This window comes from Desulfatiglans anilini DSM 4660 (assembly GCF_000422285.1).
Lineage (GTDB): Bacteria > Desulfobacterota > DSM-4660 > Desulfatiglandales > Desulfatiglandaceae > Desulfatiglans > Desulfatiglans anilini.
Map to the genome: position 1 here is coordinate 22,022 of NZ_AULM01000036.1, position 16,611 is coordinate 38,632.

The 16,611-nt window shown below is 59.1% G+C and carries 20 protein-coding genes and 1 riboswitch; of the genes, 6 read left to right on the forward strand and 14 right to left on the reverse strand.

Annotated elements, in window-relative coordinates:
- Positions 1–26: 26 nt before the first annotated feature.
- The 3 genes from H567_RS0117615 (at position 27) to H567_RS0117625 (ending at position 2,059) form a co-directional block, all read left to right on the forward strand.
- A complete protein-coding gene (locus tag H567_RS0117615; protein ID WP_028322391.1) occupies positions 27–473 on the forward strand; it encodes a hypothetical protein in 447 nt (148 codons plus the stop codon).
- Between the two features lie 90 nt (positions 474–563).
- Entirely contained in the window at positions 564–1,079 is a 516-nt protein-coding gene (gene hpt, locus H567_RS0117620) for a hypoxanthine phosphoribosyltransferase (protein ID WP_028322392.1), read from the forward strand.
- Positions 1,080–1,111: 32 nt separating this feature from the next.
- Positions 1,112–2,059, forward strand: a complete 948-nt coding sequence (locus H567_RS0117625; RefSeq protein ID WP_028322393.1) for a DUF3426 domain-containing protein — start codon at positions 1,112–1,114, stop codon at positions 2,057–2,059.
- A gap of 50 nt (positions 2,060–2,109) precedes the next feature.
- Here the strand turns inward: H567_RS0117625 and H567_RS0117630 are convergent, their stop codons facing one another.
- The 4 genes from H567_RS0117630 to H567_RS0117645 all read right to left on the reverse strand — a co-directional run bounded on the left by H567_RS0117630 (position 2,110) and on the right by H567_RS0117645 (position 6,423).
- Positions 2,110–2,922 (reverse strand): NTP transferase domain-containing protein, encoded by an 813-nt coding sequence (locus H567_RS0117630; protein ID WP_028322394.1) that lies wholly within the window; start codon positions 2,920–2,922, stop codon positions 2,110–2,112.
- 221 nt (positions 2,923–3,143) lie between these two features.
- Positions 3,144–4,301: an acyl-CoA dehydrogenase family protein gene (locus H567_RS0117635; protein WP_028322395.1), complete on the reverse strand. Its 1,158-nt coding sequence runs from the start codon at positions 4,299–4,301 to the stop codon at positions 3,144–3,146.
- 170 nt (positions 4,302–4,471) lie between these two features.
- Complete coding sequence (locus tag H567_RS0117640) at positions 4,472–5,911, reverse strand: RtcB family protein (RefSeq protein ID WP_028322396.1); 1,440 nt, start codon at positions 5,909–5,911, stop codon at positions 4,472–4,474.
- Between the two features lie 74 nt (positions 5,912–5,985).
- Positions 5,986–6,423, reverse strand: a complete 438-nt coding sequence (locus H567_RS0117645; RefSeq protein ID WP_028322397.1) for an archease — start codon at positions 6,421–6,423, stop codon at positions 5,986–5,988.
- 93 nt (positions 6,424–6,516) lie between these two features.
- Here H567_RS0117645 and H567_RS0117650 point away from each other — a divergent pair, with 93 nt between their 5' ends.
- Positions 6,517–6,795, forward strand: a complete 279-nt coding sequence (locus H567_RS0117650) for a hypothetical protein (protein ID WP_028322398.1) — start codon at positions 6,517–6,519, stop codon at positions 6,793–6,795.
- A gap of 28 nt (positions 6,796–6,823) precedes the next feature.
- Here the strand turns inward: H567_RS0117650 and H567_RS0117655 are convergent, their stop codons facing one another.
- Positions 6,824–7,339, reverse strand: coding sequence for a Slp family lipoprotein (locus H567_RS0117655; protein WP_028322399.1), 516 nt, complete (start codon positions 7,337–7,339; stop codon positions 6,824–6,826).
- A gap of 186 nt (positions 7,340–7,525) precedes the next feature.
- Positions 7,526–7,739: riboswitch (cobalamin riboswitch) on the forward strand.
- Positions 7,740–7,865: 126 nt separating this feature from the next.
- Here H567_RS0117655 and H567_RS0117665 point away from each other — a divergent pair.
- Positions 7,866–9,878, forward strand: coding sequence for a TonB-dependent receptor (locus tag H567_RS0117665; protein ID WP_028322400.1), 2,013 nt, complete (start codon positions 7,866–7,868; stop codon positions 9,876–9,878).
- Here H567_RS0117665 and H567_RS0117670 read toward each other — a convergent pair.
- The 6 genes from H567_RS0117670 to H567_RS0117695 form a co-directional block, all read right to left on the reverse strand.
- Positions 9,875–10,429 (reverse strand): cob(I)yrinic acid a,c-diamide adenosyltransferase, encoded by a 555-nt coding sequence (locus tag H567_RS0117670; RefSeq protein WP_084517518.1) that lies wholly within the window; start codon positions 10,427–10,429, stop codon positions 9,875–9,877. The two genes, H567_RS0117665 and H567_RS0117670, sit on opposite strands and share 4 nt — an antisense overlap.
- A 128-nt stretch (positions 10,430–10,557) precedes the next feature.
- Positions 10,558–11,343 carry an MlaA family lipoprotein gene (locus H567_RS25795; protein ID WP_051185079.1) on the reverse strand — a complete coding sequence of 262 codons (786 nt, stop codon included), beginning with the start codon at positions 11,341–11,343 and terminating at the stop codon, positions 10,558–10,560.
- 83 nt (positions 11,344–11,426) lie between these two features.
- Positions 11,427–12,038, reverse strand: a complete 612-nt coding sequence (locus tag H567_RS0117680; RefSeq protein WP_028322402.1) for an MlaC/ttg2D family ABC transporter substrate-binding protein — start codon at positions 12,036–12,038, stop codon at positions 11,427–11,429.
- A 54-nt stretch (positions 12,039–12,092) separates the two neighbouring features.
- Positions 12,093–12,533: an outer membrane lipid asymmetry maintenance protein MlaD gene (mlaD, locus tag H567_RS0117685; protein WP_028322403.1), complete on the reverse strand. Its 441-nt coding sequence runs from the start codon at positions 12,531–12,533 to the stop codon at positions 12,093–12,095.
- 114 nt (positions 12,534–12,647) lie between these two features.
- Positions 12,648–13,412 (reverse strand): ABC transporter ATP-binding protein, encoded by a 765-nt coding sequence (locus tag H567_RS0117690; RefSeq protein ID WP_028322404.1) that lies wholly within the window; start codon positions 13,410–13,412, stop codon positions 12,648–12,650.
- A gap of 16 nt (positions 13,413–13,428) precedes the next feature.
- Entirely contained in the window at positions 13,429–14,208 is a 780-nt protein-coding gene (locus H567_RS0117695) for an MlaE family ABC transporter permease (protein WP_028322405.1), read from the reverse strand.
- 160 nt (positions 14,209–14,368) lie between these two features.
- On the opposite strand from H567_RS0117695, the gene H567_RS0117700 reads away from it, so the two are divergent.
- Positions 14,369–15,106 carry a superoxide dismutase gene (locus tag H567_RS0117700; protein WP_084517522.1) on the forward strand — a complete coding sequence of 246 codons (738 nt, stop codon included), beginning with the start codon at positions 14,369–14,371 and terminating at the stop codon, positions 15,104–15,106.
- 201 nt (positions 15,107–15,307) lie between these two features.
- Here H567_RS0117700 and H567_RS0117705 read toward each other — a convergent pair whose 3' ends face one another.
- Genes H567_RS0117705 through H567_RS28670 form a run of 3 tightly spaced genes read right to left on the reverse strand, consistent with a single transcriptional unit; the run spans position 15,308 to position 16,325 of the window.
- Positions 15,308–15,697, reverse strand: coding sequence for an Hsp20/alpha crystallin family protein (locus H567_RS0117705; protein ID WP_244155511.1), 390 nt, complete (start codon positions 15,695–15,697; stop codon positions 15,308–15,310).
- A 29-nt stretch (positions 15,698–15,726) separates the two neighbouring features.
- Complete coding sequence (locus H567_RS0117710; protein ID WP_035254988.1) at positions 15,727–16,182, reverse strand: Hsp20/alpha crystallin family protein; 456 nt, start codon at positions 16,180–16,182, stop codon at positions 15,727–15,729.
- Positions 16,183–16,187: 5 nt separating this feature from the next.
- Entirely contained in the window at positions 16,188–16,325 is a 138-nt protein-coding gene (locus tag H567_RS28670; RefSeq protein WP_153306250.1) for a hypothetical protein, read from the reverse strand.
- Between the last annotated feature and the right edge of the window lie 286 nt (positions 16,326–16,611).

Consider the following 16,611-nt stretch of genomic DNA (forward strand, 5'->3'; position numbering starts at 1 on the left):
CTGAAACTCACTCGGGAGGTGCTGCGATGGAATCCAGCCGGTCGGACGCCGGGTGCGGCAGTCCGGGCAAATCGGCTGCAGCGAAGCGGGCCATGGAAGACTGCGCCGAGCACATGGATGAACTGGTCGGCCTGATCTCCTGGCTCCAGATCGATCAGATCAGGAAAAGGGCCTTCAAACACGAAAAACCTCTGGCACGGTTGGCCGATAGATGGTTCGTGCTCTGCAAGACATTCGAAGACCGCACCCGAAACCTCCTCGACAACGACACTGAAGAGGACCCCGGCAAGCAGCGGACCCCATCCCTTCTCTCGCAGATCGAACGGACCGAAGCGACCCTGCAGGAGTTGAGCACAGAGCGGGCCATCGTTACGCAGCAGCATCTGGAAGTCCTCGACAACCTCCTCGAAACCATGGAAGCGGCACTCGGGATCCCCGGAAACCAGCCGCAGGGGCCATTGACAGATTTTTGAGAGCGCACTATCCTTTTGGCCGGTGACATTCTCATCCCGGCCGAGCTTGAACAGCCCTCAACACCGGGTCGGACCACACAGGAGAAAAACGTGAAAAAAACCCTTTTTATCTCCAGGGACGCCATTGCTCAGCGAGTGGCGGAGCTGGCCCGCGAGATCGCCCGGGACTACGGCCAGGATAAGCCCATCTTGATCGGGGTCTTGAACGGGTCCGTTTTTTTCTTCGCCGACCTGGTGCGCGCACTGGATCTGCCGTGTGAAATCGATTTCGTCCGCGCCGCCAGCTACGGCATGTCCATGGACAGCAGCGGCTGCATCCGGTTGACCAAGGAGCCGGAGATCCCGCTCGAAGGGCGCAGGGTCCTTCTGGTCGAAGACATCGTCGACACCGGGCAGACCATTTCGCTCCTGATCGAGACCCTGAGGCATCAGAATCCGCAAGAACTCAAGATCTGCGTTCTGATCGACAAACTGGAACGCCGTACCCAGGAGGTTCCGATCGATTACTATGGATTCAGGGTGGAGGAAGGATTTCTCGTCGGCTATGGGTTGGACTACGCCGAGCAATACCGCCAGCTGCCGGAGATATTCACTTTGGAGCCCTGAATCCCGCAGCGGGAAAATGAGGGAGGATGCCCATGATTATCCAGTGTGAGCGGTGCAAGAGCCGCTTCCGCGTCGATGAAACCCTGCTCGATCCGGGTGGCACACAGGTGCGATGCTCGATTTGCAGGCACATCTTCAGGGCCTTTCCCCCCGCCCCCCCGCCGGCACTCGCAGACGCAGACCAGGCCCTTGAGAGACCTGCAGAAGAGCGGACGAACCTCGAGGAAGCGCCGTATTTTCCTCTGGATGATGAGGAATCTACGCAAACCTCGAAAAGCGATGCCGAAATCGATTTCGACGCCCTGATCGAAAGCGTTTACCGTCACGATGACATCGAGCCGGAGGAGACAGCCGCAGAGGAAGAAACTCCGGACTTTCAACAGGAGGACGAAACAGCGTTAGGAACGGATGCCGGGTCGCAGGCGAACGAAGAGGGCCAGCCCGGGCGAAAAAACCGCATCTGGCTGTATCTGCTGATATTTTTCACACTGCTTCTCGCCGCCGGTGCGGGCGTCTGGTTTTTCGCGCCCGAGTACATCCCTTCCTCCATTCCATTCATCGAAAAGGCGAAGCCCACGACAGAAGACACAGGCGCCAGGCAGCTGCGCCTGGCCGAGATCAACGGACGATTCATGCCATCCGAGAAGGCCGGTTCCCTTTTCGTCATCAACGGCACGGTCATCAACCAGTACCCGGAAAAGCGAAGTTTTGTCCTTCTGCGGGCAAATCTGGTCGATGAACAAGGGCAGATCGTGCAGACGCGAGAGGCCTATGCGGGCAATTCCTTAAAGGACGAAGAACTGAAAACGATGACCATGGAGGAAATCACGGCGCGGATGCAGAACCGTTATGGGGTGGCACGCAGCAACTTCAATATAGAACCCGGCGCCGCCCTGCCCTTCACGATCGTCTTCGGGCCGTTGCCCGGCAAACTGCGGGAATTCACCGTCGAAGCGGTCGAATCCTCCCCGGGGATGTAGGGGCGAGGGCCGTTTGGCGGTCTTCGTCTCGGAGCCGGTTTGGACACCGTTCACCCCTTCTTTCGGCGCATGGCATAAATCTCCTGCGCCCGCCGCAGGCTTTCCGGATCGTCAACCCCCATGACCTCGCTTTCGTCGCAGACCACGCGGCAGCCTACCGTCAAGCCCGCCTCGTTCAAGTAATCCACCAGATCCGTGATAAAATATTCCTCGATGGTTTTCATGGCGCCATTCACCCGCTTTTCCACCCGGTGGGGGCGCGATTCCAAAACCGGCAGGAACCTGCCAAGGACCTCTCTACGTACGGCGTAGATCCCGGCGTTGCATATCGTCAGGCGCTTCTGCGTCTCGGGGGGATAATCCTTCCAGTAAGTCCACTCCGTAATACGCATCACCCGGTCCTCCTCCATTTCCACCAGACCGTAGCGGCGCTTTTCCCGGGGCTTAAAGCCGAGCACCATGAAGGGGTGCTGCACCAGACCGTCTACCAACGCCCCGTAAGTCGACGCCTCGACAAGAGGGACATCTCCCATGGTGATCAACAGGGCGTCAAAGGACGTTTTTTCAATGAAGGGGGCCGCCGCAATGAGCGCGCCACCGGTCCCGTTCAGCTCGGGCTGCCGGCAGTAGGTGACATCGAGATGCCGGGTCGCCTCCCTGACTTCCGCCTCTCGATGGTGGACCACGATCGCCTTCGGCCCGGCCGGGAGGTTTTTCACGATTTCGAAAATCAACGGCTGACGGCCGACAAACGGCCCGCCTTCCGGCAGCAGGGGAAGAAGGGTCTTGTTGCCGGCGTAGCCTTCCATCCGGCTGCCGCGCCCCGCCGCCATCACCAAAGAGGCGGTCATCGATAGCGTCATTCAGCTTCCTTTCGAGTTCCTTTCAAGCCCCGCAAGGCCGGGTAGATCAGACCTTTCGAGCTGCATCTCGGGCCCCCCGGGCCCCTTCCCGAATTTTTCCGGCTGCGGCCGCGGCTCACCTGAACAAGACAATCCCGCCGGATCACAGAATCATCCCGCGATCCGGCGGGATAGAGCGACGGCCGCCCGGGGTGAACCAGGGGGTCCAACGCCTTGCCGAATCAAAGGGTGGAAGAGATCACGACCTTCTGGATCTGGCTCGTCCCTTCGTAAATCTGCGTGATCTTGGCATCCCGCATCATCCGCTCCACCGGATATTCTTTGACATACCCATACCCACCCAAAAGCTGCACCGCATCCGTCGTCACCTGCATGGCGGTGTCCGCCGCAAACACCTTCGCCATCGCCGAGTGGCGGATCAGTTCACGGGAGACCCTGTCGAGGTTTTTGGGCACCGCCTCGAAGAGTGCAGCGGCCTTGTAAGTCAACTGGCGCGATGCCTCGACCCGTGTCGCCATATCCGCCATCATCCACTGAAGACCCTGGAAAGAGAAGAGCGGCTTCCCGAACTGCTGGCGCTCCTTGGTGTACTGGATGGCATAGTCGAGCGCGCCTTGCGCTATCCCCACCGCCTGGGCCGCCACGGGAATTCGGGTGATGTCGAGCGTTTTCATGATGATAGGGAATCCTGAGTTTTCTTCGGCGAGCAGGTTGGCCGCCGGAACGCGGACATCCTCCAGAACGACCTCCACGGTGGAAGAGGCGCGCAGCCCCATCTTCTTCTCGCGCTTCCCGATGCTGAGCCCGGAAGTCCCCTTGTCCACGATGAAAACGCCCGTCCCCTTGTGGCCGGGCACCGTCGTATCGGTCCTGGCCGCCACGCAGATCACCTCCGCCACGTCCGCATGGGAGATGAAGATCTTGCTGCCGTTAAGGAGATAACCGTCGCCCTCTTTGACCGCCCGAGTGCGGAGGCTCGAGACATCCGACCCGGCGTTCGGCTCAGTCAGTCCGAAGGCGATGAGCGCATCCCCGGCAGCCAGACGCGGCAGATACCGTGACTTCTGCTCGGAATTGCCCGCAAGAAAGATGGGCATAGTCCCGAGTTCGTGCACCAGAAGAATCACGGCGGTGGATGCGCACGCCTTGGCGAGTTCCTCGATCATCACGCAGAGCGCAAGCAGGCCCATCTCGGAGCCCCCATAAACCTCTGGAAAATCAGCCCCGAAAAGGGCGTTTTCTTTGAGGATCTCCACCATGTCCCAAGGGAATTGCGCCTCCTCGTCGCGTTTCTCGGCCCCCGGCGCGACCTGCTCCCTGGCGATTCGGGCCACCGTCTCCTTCAGCATCAACTGCTCTTCCGTTAGATCGTACTGCATCACCGGCCTCCTTGAGGATGAAAATAATGAATGGGCATTCACTCACCCTATATACAGGATATCTTTCGGCGATACAAGCCGTTTTTCGGCACTTTTCAGTTGACCGGCGCGGAGCGAACTGGTAAATTCGAAGATATTCAGGGATATGCTCCGTATGAGAACAGGAAAGCCTACCCTTTGATGACTCCCAATGGAGTCAGTCGAGCGACTTTCCGGGCAAGGCCGGCGGCATGGACCACCTCTACGACTTGAGATGCGTCCTTGTACGCCTCCGGCATCTCTTCCGCCAGTGTTTTTTTGCCTTTGGAGTGCACAACGATCCCCTTGTCGTCCATTTCCCGGCTAATCGACCTGCCTTTGGCCCGCTTGAGGGCCTGAGAGCGGCTCAACACCCGGCCGGCCCCGTGGCAGGTCGAACCGAAGGTCTCCGCCATAGCACCTTCAGCGCCGACCAGCACGTACGAGTGGGTTCCCATGTCCCCGGGGATCAGGACGGGCTGCCCGACAAGGCGGTAGATCTCGGGAAGAAGCGGATGCCCGGGCGGCAGAGCGCGTGTGGCGCCCTTTCGATGCACGCACAGCTCCATGGTCCGCCCGCCGAAGCGGTGCGTTTCGTGTTTGGCGATGTTGTGGCACACGTCGAAGAGAAGCCGCATTCTCAAATCGCGGGGAGAAAGGCCCAGGGTCTTCATGAATGTTTCCCGCGTCAGATGCATGAGGATCTGACGGTTGGCCCAGGCATAGTTCGCTGCACAGGCCATGGCCGCGAGATAGCGGCGTGCCATCTCGGACTGAAGGGGCGCACAGGCAAGCTGCCGGTCGGGCAGGTCAAAGGGCAGCAGGTTGGATTTTTGGCTCATCATCTTCAGGAAATCGTCACAGATCTGATGGCCGAATCCTCTTGATCCCGTGTGGAGGAAAACGGTCACCTGACCTTCTTGCAGACCAAAGGCCGCCGCGGTTTTCGGATCGTAAATCGTATCGACGACCTGAACTTCAAGGAAATGGTTGCCTGATCCGAGGGTGCCGAGTTGATCGACGCCCCGCTTCAGGGCTCGTTCGCTCAGGACGGAAGGATCCGCTCCGGCCATGGTGCCGAGGTCTTCCGTTCTCTCCAGGTCCTCCGTCGTTCCGAAGCCCTGTTTGACGGCCCAAGCCGCACCTTCGAGCGCCACCCGGGCCTCCTCGGCCTTCGTGAGCACGACCGCCCCCGTGGATCCTACGCCGGTCGGGACATTCCTGAACAGGGAGAGTATCAGCTCTTTGATAGAGAGGCGTACGTCTCCGATCGTGAGCGCCGTGGTCATGAGTCGGCAGCCGCAGTTGATGTCGTAACCGACCCCGCCCGGTGACACGACCCCGGTTGCCGGATCGAAGGCCGCCACCCCGCCGATCGGGAAGCCATAACCCCAGTGGATATCCGGCATGGCGAGCGAGTGCCCCACGATTCCAGGCAGGGTGGCGACGTTGGCAACCTGCTGCAGACTCTGGTCCCCCTGGACCTGCTTGATGAGTTCGTCGTTCGAAAAAATCAGCCCGTCGACACGCATCGGACCGGTCCTGGGAATCCGCCATCGGCAGTCGTCGACCTTTTCGAGTTTGATATCCATAGGGAAACCTCCCCTTTTTGCGTTGGCAGTCGAAGACAGGCATCGAGCCCAAGGCCTTCCGGCGGATCCTGCCCCTAGACGTCAAAAATGATGCGGGATTCCCAGCGGCCTGCTCGTTCGCGAACCTCTATCTGGTGGTAGGTCACCGCCTTGATCTCGCAGAGGACCTCGTGAACCTCGGCGTCGAAAGGGGTTTGCCTCACTACGGCCGAAAGAGAGCAGGGCGAGAGCGCCTCGATGCGGACCGAAGTGACGATCTGCCCCTCGCCCTCGAAAAGATAGAGGATCTCCCCCAGCCATCGGACCATCAGGTCCTCGAGGTCCGAGGCCTCGACCCGTATCGCGAAATCATGGCCGATCCCCTCTTCCAAGGGGGCGACCATCATCTGCATCATATACCCGGCCGCATCTTCGAAAAGGGTTTGAAGATCAGGACTCTTTACAATGATGCCTAGATCGGCCGTGTGATCCAGCACCTGGATCTCCGAGCGTCTGTAAGCGATCGCCTGCATGACGATATCCCGTGATCTGAAGATCGAAGCGGCGAAACATCCGATTGAAACACCTGATTATCATAACGCAACGGTATCGATGGAGGATGGAAGATGCGTTGTGCCTTCTGCAAAACGACCATCAAGACCCACGACAGGATCCTGCGCAGCGATACCTGCCCCCGATGCGGGCGGGATCTTCACTGCTGCAAACAGTGTAAATTTTATGACACCCATGCGTACAACGAATGCCGAGAGGTCTCGGCTGAACGGGTCGTGGACAAGGAGCGCGCAAATTTTTGCGAGTATTTTCTCCCCCGCGGCTCAAACCGGGAGTCTGTCAACCCCGTCACCGAGGCGCGCCGGGCCCTTGAGGCGCTGTTCAAAAAATAAGGGCGGTGGGCCCAGCTGCATCATGCAGCTAATAACCCTCCCAGGACCTTGCGCCGCGGTCGTAGGGATAACGGGGCCACAGTTTGTAATCCGCCGGCGGCGCCATCGCCCAGAGGTAGACATCTTCGGACTCGATCACGAGGCAGCCTGAGGCGCAGTAACTGCCGTCATTTTTCTCTAGCCCGATGATTTTCCCGACCGCCGTTATCTCCTGATCCGGCCTGCTCAGAGGTCCCAGGGGCTTCCCGTGGTAGGAGACCAGGAACACACCGCCTGAATCCGTTTTGCAGTGGGGGCGGCCTTCATGATTCAGGGGACATTGCTGCACGGTGATAAGGGTTCGAGCGGCTTCCGGCTGGATAGAAAGGACCTTCCCGCCCAAAAGAACGGTCTTTCCCTTATGGGCATCCGCTTCGGAAACCAGCGTCTCGAAGGGCACATCCACCTCGGACGAATGACGGAGCTGCGGTGAGATAGGCGAACACGCTCCGAGCAGAAAGAGCGCCGCAACCAAAATCCACGTCGTTCCTGTCTTCTTTTTCATGGAAACTCCTCCATAAGGTCGATACGTACGGCCAAAAAAGCCCCCATTCAGCACCACACCACTTTTTAGAATGATACGTTTTATCAGCCGCTTTTTCAATCTTTCCCACATCGCCTTTGCTTGCCCGGAGACGGCGCCGGCTGCCTTTCGCTTCTATCTGCTTGACCTTCCAATCATCTTCTGATAGGAAGATTCGCACGTTCAGGTGCCCGCAAGGGCTTAAAAGGGAACTCCCTTGAAAACGGGGACGGACCCGCCGCTGTGACTCCGCTCCTTTTCCCCGCTCCCGCAGGAGAAGGAAACCTCCCGGCCTAGAGAAGCCACTGTCCGACGCCCTCGGATGGGAAGGCCGCCGAGAGGGCGGAGGAGTCAGAAGACCTGCCTGAACAGGGATACAAGACCTTCGTGGTACGGGGTCGCATCCCGGATCCCGTGGATAAAAAAGGGTCATCCCCGGATCGCAAAGCGGTCCGGGGATTTTTTTCTCCGGACGCCGACTCATTTTCTACAGCGAAAGGAGAATAGGATGAAACCCTGGATCAAGACATTTTACTGCAGTATGGCCGTCTTCGCTTTGGCGGCAGCCGGCAACCGCGCGCCGGCCGCCGCCGAGGATGCGGTCCGGATGGAAACCGTCGTCGTCACCGGAACGCGCACCGAGCAGGCCGTTCAGGAGGTCCCGGCCCATGTGACCGTCATCGACGAAGAAACGATCGAGAACGCCAACGCGGAAAACGTGCCGGATCTGCTCCGCTCGGAGGCGGCGGTTGTGGTAAGAGACCTCTACGGTAACGGAAAAACCGCCCAGGTCGACCTGCGGGGATTCGGCGAGACGGGGCCTTACAACACGCTCGTCTTGGTGGACGGCCGCCGTGTAAACGAGATCGATCTGAGCGGCGTCGACTGGACGCAAATCCCTCTCGACCAGATCGAACGGATCGAGATCGTCCGCGGGGCCGGAAGCGTCCTTTACGGAGACAACGCCTCGGGCGGCGTCATCAACATCATCACCAGGACTCCGGACAAGGGATTCAACGCCGCAGTGGGCGGCAGCGGCGGGAGCTACGGGCGCGCGAAAGGCTGGGCGCGTGCAGGCGGCGGCACGGAACGGCTGGCGACCCTTCTTTCCGCCAGCTATGAGTCGATGAACGGATACCGTGAAAACGGCTACCTGCGCACCCGGGACGTCGGGGCCAAGGTGGCCTATGACGCCACGGACTCCCTGAGCTTCAACCTGAGCGGAGCCTATCACTCGGACGACTATGGTCTGCCGGGGCCGCTGACCGAGGAGGCTTATGCCCTCGACCGCCGTCAGGCGAACGCCCCGGATGACGGCGCCAAGAACACGGACCAGTACCTCAAGCTGGACACACGGATCGATTTCGGCGCACTGGGGTATCTCGCCGCCGATTTAGGCTACCGGTACCGCGACACCGACGAGGCATTCGTCAGCTACACCTTCTCGGCGGAACGAAAACTCGACACGTGGTCCTTTACACCGCGCTACGTCCTCGAGAAACCCCTCTTCTCGCGCCCGAATACCCTGATCGCGGGGGCGGACTTCTATCGGGCCGAAATGGATCTCGACACCCTGTACGGCGCCCCGCCAGCACCGTCCAGCCGCTCGAACGTCTCCCGGGACAGCTATGGGTTCTACCTCAACAACGACCTGTTCGTCCTCGACAACCTGATCCTGTCCCTAGGGGCGCGCCGGGAAGCGGTCGAATACGACATGAAGCAGGAGGACCTGACCGGCTACCTGGCCCCCCTGGACGATACGGTCGACGACCATGAGTACGCCTACAGCGCCGGACTGACCTACCTCTATCAGGGGGAATCATCGGTCTTTGCGCGCGCCAACCGGAGTTTCCGCTTTCCGCTGACGGACGAACTGGTGGTTTACGATTTCTACTTGGGCACCATCAACATCAATCCGGATTTGCACCCGCAGCGCGGGGACCACCTCGAGGCAGGCATCCGCCATTTCATCACCCGGGACATCGAGGCAAACCTGACGATCTTTCAAGCGAAGATCAAAGAAGAGATCTTCTTCAACAAAGACACCTACACCAACGAAAACCACCCGGAGACACTGCACCGGGGCCTCGAACTCGGCGCGAAGGCACGCGTCCTGAAACACCTGACGCTTTACGGCAACTACACCTATGAGAAGGCCACCTTCGAGAAAGACCCTTACGAGGGGCGCGACATCCCCGCCGTACCGCGCCACCGGGGGAACCTGGGTTTTCGTCTGCAGGATTTTATCACCGGCATGGTCTTCTCGGCCGACTACAACTATGTCGGCGAAAGCTACGCGATCAGCGACCAGGCGAACGCCTTCTCCAAACAGGGCAGCTACTACATCGTCAACGCCCGGCTTTCCTACACCTGGAACAACCTCAAGACCTTCGTGGGCGTCAACAATCTGACGAATCAGGATTACTCGGAATACGTTGTCATAGGCGGGTTCCCGGACGCGCCCAACTACTACCCGGCGCCGGACCGGAATTACATCTTCGGTGTGGAGTGGGCCTTTTAGTACTCGATTCCTCTACGGGCGCGCACCCCTTTGTAATAAGGGTGCTTGACCTGGATCAGCTCCGTCGCGTAATCGGCGGCATCGATGATCTCAGGGGGTGCGTGCCTCCCGGTCAGAACCAGATCGACCCGCTCCCGGCAGCGCGTGATCAGGTCCATGATGGCTTCCTCCGGCAGGAGATTGAAGATCAGGGTGTTGAGGATCTCGTCGCAGACCAGGATCTGGACGGAATCCTGAAGCGTGCCTAAGGCGTGCTCGAGCGACAGTTCCGCGTGCCGGTAGTGGACCGGCTCGGGGCCCCTGGCCAGGATGAACGGGTGCTTTCCAGGGCAGTAGTAGGCGATGTTCGGAATCTGCCGGAAGATCTTCACCTCGCCGGAGTCTCCGGATTTCATGAACTGAACGAAGGCCACCCTCAGGCCCTCGCCGGCCGCACGCGTTGTCAGCCCGATCGCCCGGGTGGTCTTGCCGACCCCTTCGCCGTAGTAAACATGGATATAGCCGAAGCGGTCCTCGGCAACAGGCCCTTCCGGTTTATGTTCGTAGTAAATGGCTTCTCACCTCCCTCTTCGCGTAGGCGTTCACTCCCGTCATGGGCCCTTTTCCGGGTCCTTTTCATTCTGCAGGGCTCGCTTCTTCGGCGGGCAAGAAGTGAGCGGGGCCGGCTCTCCCCGGTCTGTTATTCGCGGACCTTCTGCTCGCGGTATTGGTTGTAGGCATCCCGCATCGCCACGTAGGGGTCAAGGGCGCTCCGTTTGAAACTCTCATACTCGCCCAGAGAAAGCGACGTCTCATTCACCCGATCATACACGGAAACCCCCGCCCTTTCAGGCCAGTCCGAAAGGATGTAATTGGCGGGGTTCAGGAACCCGTCACCGACCCTCCCTATGGTGTCCCTGACGCTCGAAGGCCCGAAAATCGGCCAGTTGATGAACAGCAGCGGTTTCATGCCGGCCCGCCCGAGCGTCTGCCCGAAGTCCTCATCCCCGGGTTCGAGGTCGAACACGATCTTTGCCGCATCCCCGAACCCGACTACGCCGATCGTGCTGTTTATAACGAATCGTGCGATTTCGTTGCCAAAATCCTTGAACCTGCCCTGGAGGAGACAGTTCACTGCCCGGATCGGCATCTCGAGATTCCTGAAGAAATTATCGAAGCTCGAACGCAACTCCTCCGGCAATGCATAATCATAGGCGGTCGCCAGCGGCTTGAAGACCCAGAAGTAGAGCTTGTCATTGACATGGAACATGGCACGGTTGAAGGGCTCCAGCGGGTCCGGTATGGGTTCGGGCTGAAGCGCCTCGCCCTCCTCTTTCTCCCAGGGGGGCAGATCGTTTCCGTCGAAGGACGGCTCCTCATTCGCTTCGACGACCGCCGCCTCAGTGGATCCGTCACCGGCCGGAAACTGAGCGGTCTGGTCGGAGAGCGCTGCGGCCGGCGGAAAGAGCAGAAATCCCAGCAGCAATAACACTCCGCCACAGTACAGCAGCCCTGTAAAGCGCGCTGATTCGGATGCACTTTTTTTCGATCCCCTCCGGAATAACCCGCTCACGAAAGCTCCTCCACTTTCTTTCTCAATTGCTTCAACAGATCATCGAAAGAAGACTTCGCCAGGATGCTGTTGAACTGGATCCGGTAGTTATTGACCAGGCTCACGCCCTGGATGGAGATGTCATAAACAAACCACCGGTCATCCTTCCGGATGAGGCGGTAGTCGACAGGGATATCGGTGCCTCGCGGGCTGTTGATCGTCACCTTGACCAGGCCGTATCTTCCATCGATCATCTCGTCGTCGTAAGAGACTTCTTCACCGGAATAGTTTTCGACCTTGTCGAGATAGGTCCTTTCGAGCAGTTTGGCGAAAAGCTCGGTGAATTTAGCGCGCTGATCCTCCGTCGCCCTCGCCCAGTATCGCCCGACGGTACGCCGGGAGATCTCATCCCAATCGAAACGCTCGTCCACCGCGGCCCTGATCCGGCGCGCCCGTTCGTCGGACAGTTCTGGGTCTTTCAGCTCCGGGGCGCTCAAAATACGGATGATCTTGTCCGTCGTCGCCCTGATCTGTTCGGTCGCCTGGCCGGCCGGCGCCGGCGCGGGAAACGCCAGAAGCACCGGAATCAATAGTAAAACCAGTCTTATCGCAATCCTGCCGAGACCCATTTGCAAACGCTCCTCACCCAGGCAAAGGTCTTTGCTTCGCGCAAAGGCATCCAATTAAACCTTGCCGAAAACGAAATTGGAAATCAATTCTTCGAAATCGAGGGCGGGCTGAGTGTCCCTGATGCGTCCGCCCGGCTCGATGAGTGTTTCGGAGGCGCCGGGCGAGATTTCAACGAATTTTTCGCCGATCAGCCCCTTGGTCTTGATGGAAACGATGGCGTCGTCCTGCACAGCCAACCCCTTCGGCAATTGCATGACGACGCAGGCGAAGTAGTCCTCCAGTGCAATGGATTTCACACGGCCTACCTCCACGCCGCTGATCGTCACCGCCGCGCCGGTCTTGAGCCCGCCTGTATTGGTGAAACAGGCCTCGATTTCATAGCCTGATCCGCCTGTGATTTCCATCCGTGCCAATCGAACCGACAAATAGGCGAGGCAGATGATCCCCGCGATGACAAATAATCCAACCGTGAACTCCAGATCAAATTTTTTCATGCCTTATCCTGATGCTGCCGCACCTGAACCCGATGGACCCAGGAAAGGTATCCACGAACCGGGTAAAAAGCTCACAGCAAGTGCCAATTCGTTTCCGTCCGGGCTTGGGCCGATTCAGGAGCCCTCGCTCCCTGTGGGAGTATCCTCCACCCCCTCCAGGCTGTGACCGACAAACGCCTGCACCAGCGGATCCCCTGATTCCATGAAATCCTTGGGCCGGCCCTCGAGTTTTATCCTTCCCTCGTGAAGCATGACGACCTTGTCGACGATCGCGAATACCCTCGGGACGGCGTGGGTCACGATGATGCCGGTAAAATGAAGCCGCTTCCGGCACGCATCGATCAGGCGGATGATATTCAATCCCGTGACCGGATCCAGACCCGTGGTCGGTTCATCGAACAGCATGATCTCCGGATCGGTGACCAGGGCCCGCGCAAGGGCCGCGCGCTTGGCCATCCCGCCGCTGATCTGGGAGGGGAACTTGTTCTCCGCACCGGCGAGCCCGACGTTCTCGAGTTCTTCCAACACCCGCGCCTCGACCCGCTTCTCGCTCAGGCGGAACTTCTCCTTGAGGGGGAAGGCAACGTTCTCGTAAACCGTCATGGAGTCGAAAAGGGCGCCGCCCTGGAAAAGGAAGCCCAGGCGGGCCCTCAGCGCGATCCGTTCCTTGCCCTTCAGCGCCGCCATGTTCTTGCCGTCGACCGAAACAGCTCCGCGGTCGGGCTTCAGCAGGCCTGCCACATGCTTGATCAAGACGCTCTTTCCGGACCCGCTGCCCCCGATCAAGGCCACGACCTCGCCCTTGCGGATCTCCAGATCGATCCCCTTCAGAACGGCATGCCCATCGAAGGACTTATGTAAATTTTCGATCCTGATCATCCTTTATATCGCCGCATCAGAACAACAAGGCCGTCATGAAGTAATCCCATACCAGGATCAGGACGGAGGACAGGACGACGGCCTCCGTTGTGGCGCGGCTGACGCCTTCGGCCCCAAAACCCGTATAGATGCCCGTATAAAACCCTTTGAAACAACAGACCCAGACGATGATGACGCCGAAGCTCAGGGATTTGTAAAGCCCTTCGAGGACATCGGAGGCCTCCACATAGGCGCTCATCTCTCCGAAATAGGTCCCGGCGCCTACGCCGAGAAGCTTCCCACCGACGGCATATCCGCCGAAGATACCGACGACGTCGAATATCGCTGTCAAAAGGGGCATGGCGATCAGGCCCGCCAGCAGATTCGGGACGATCAGGTAGCGAAAAGGGTTCAGGCCCATCAATTCGAGCGCGTCGACCTGCTCGGTCAGGCGCATGATGCCGATCTCCGCCGCGATGGCGGATCCCGCGCGCCCGGTGACCATCAGGGCCGAAATGACCGGCCCGAGTTCCTTGATCAGCGCCAGCCCCACCATGGGCCCCAGAAACGCCTCCGAGCCGAAACGGCTCAGGCTGTAATAGCCCTGGAACCCAAGCACCATCCCGGAAAACGCCCCGGTCAGAATAATCACGAGCATCGACTGAAAGCCGATAAACCGGATCTGCTTCATGACGCGCCGCAGCTTGATAGGCGGAATGAAGCAGAAGAGGACGGCTTCCAGCAGAAACAGGAGCATAACCCCCATCCGCCTCACGTATTCGATGCTCCTGCCCCCTATTGCACGGATTGCCAACATGGGCGCAAGTCTCGCAAAACTTGCGCTGGAAGTCAAAAAAATTTAAGGTACCAGAAAGGTGCGGAACCGGAAAACGAGCCCGGAAAAGCGTGCGGCTTTCAGAGCGGATACAGGGCATGGGCCCGCATAGTGTAAACATCGCAGAAAGGGAGGGATATCTATGGACCTGTTATGGAGCAGGCGCGAAATGATGAAAGGCATCGGCATGGCTACGCTGGCCCTCGGGCTTCCTGGCATTTACGGCAAGGCGTTCGCCGGCACGGCGGAGGAGGCCAAACCGGCGCAGGGCGGCGCCTGCATGCTGCCGCCGCTGCCCTATGCCTACGATGCCCTCGAACCCTACATCGATGAACAGACCTTGAGAATCCACCATGACAAGCATCATGCCGGCTATGTGAAAGGCTTCAACCTTGCCATGGAAAAACTCGCGGAAGCGCGGAAATCGGGCGACTACAGCCTGATCAAGCACTGGTCCCGCGAATTCGCGTTCAACGGCGCGGGGCACGTCCTGCATGCCCTGTACTGGGGCAATCTCGCGAAAGAGGGCGGCGCGCCCGGAGGCGAATTCCTGCAGGCCGCCGTACGGAGTTTCGGCTCCGCTGACGCCATGCTCGCCCAGTTCGCGGCCGCAACCAAGGCCGTGGAAGCAAGCGGCTGGGGAATCCTCGCGTACGAGCCCTACATGGGGCACCTCGTCATCCAGCAGGCCGAAAAGCATCAGGACCTGGCGATCTGGGGCGTCTATCCCCTCCTGGTGTGCGATGTCTGGGAGCACGCCTATTACCTGAAATACCAGAATAAACGAGGGGATTACGTCGATCAGTTCATGAAAATTATCAACTGGAAGGTCGTCGAGGAACGCTACGCAAGGGTCAAAGACATCCGCGGCTATCGCTGAACGGCCGGCACCCGGTAACACGGGCTAAGGGATGAACCGCTTCACTTGAGAAAGGCCGTCAACCCCCGTCAGGGGAACAGGGGAAACGGTTAGGCGACTGGCGCGGCAAGAGCCGCACGCATGTGAAAAAACCCGCATCTTCTGCGCAGAAGATGCGGGTTTTTTCGCTCCCGGCTCAGAGAGACGGCGCACCCGATGTCATCAGCCGGCTTTTACGGCGATTTGACGCGGTTTTGCGGTTTCGGCCTTCGCCAAAGTCAGCTTCAACACTCCATCCTTGATCGCCGCTTCGATCCGGTTCTGATCGATCAGATTGGAGAGGGTGAAGGACCGATAGTAGTCACCCGTCCTGTATTCGCTGTAGACCACGTCCTTGTCCACAGCTTCCTCCGCGACTTTTCCGCGGATCGTGAGCATGTTCTCCTCGAGATGGATATCTACGCCGCTCTGATCCACTCCCGGCATATCGGCCAGCACGACGAGGGCGTCTTTGGTTTCATAGATATCGACAGCCGGCGTGAACACCGGACGGGAGTATGTCAGTTCGGCCTTCGGCTCGACCTGTTTCTTGACGGTGCTCTGAAGTTCCATATCTGCCACTGCGATCACCCCCTTTGCTCTCAGGAAAGCTTGATTTCAATCTTCTTGGGTTTGACCTCTTCCGCCTTCGGCAAAACCAGCTTCAACACTCCGTTGCGCGTTTCGGCCGCGGCCTTGTCCGCAACGACCCGGACCGGCAAAGCGATGGTGCGGCTAAAGGATCCTGCCCCTCTCTCCCGCCGGTGATAGCTCACATCCGGCTCGGCCACATCGGTCTTGCGATTGCCCTTGAGGATCAGGTTGTCGTCCTCGATGGTCACATCGATGTCGCCGGGAGCCATTCCGGGCAGCTCAGCCTTCAGATAGATATGGTCGCCGTCCTGGGTCATGTTGATCGGGGGGTAGACGCCTGCTGCCGAAACGGCGGAGCCCTTTCCGAAAAAGCGGTCAAACAACGTGTTCATCTCTTCCTGCAACCGGCTCAGCTCCCCGATAGCGGGCATCTCCGAGGGATAACGCCATCTGATGATCGCCATAGATATCACCTCCTCGAAACATCCTTGGTTTCCATCCGGAAATGGTCTTTTTGGCCAATCTCGGCGTCAATCTGCACGTTTGCTTGTGCGGCGACCTGCAGGTCGCCTCCGCGCGAACGCTTGATTTCCTTGATATTGGCCAAACCGGGACCCGCCGCGAAGCGGTGGGACTGAGCACCCGCAGGGTGTGAAGAAAAATCCTCATTTCCGGATTGGAAACTCCTTAGTAAATCTTTGTCCTGCCCATTTCCACCCTTGGCCCGTTCGCGATCCCGGGACTCGCAAACGGGCGAATTTATGAAGAATATTTAAGTCGCAAATCCTTTTTGTCAAGGGGCGATAACTCCGATTTCGCGCTCAGAGGCTGCGAAACGCTTCACGCCACCACCACAAGGCTGTCCGGGGACCGGGAGGAACCAACCGTGCGGT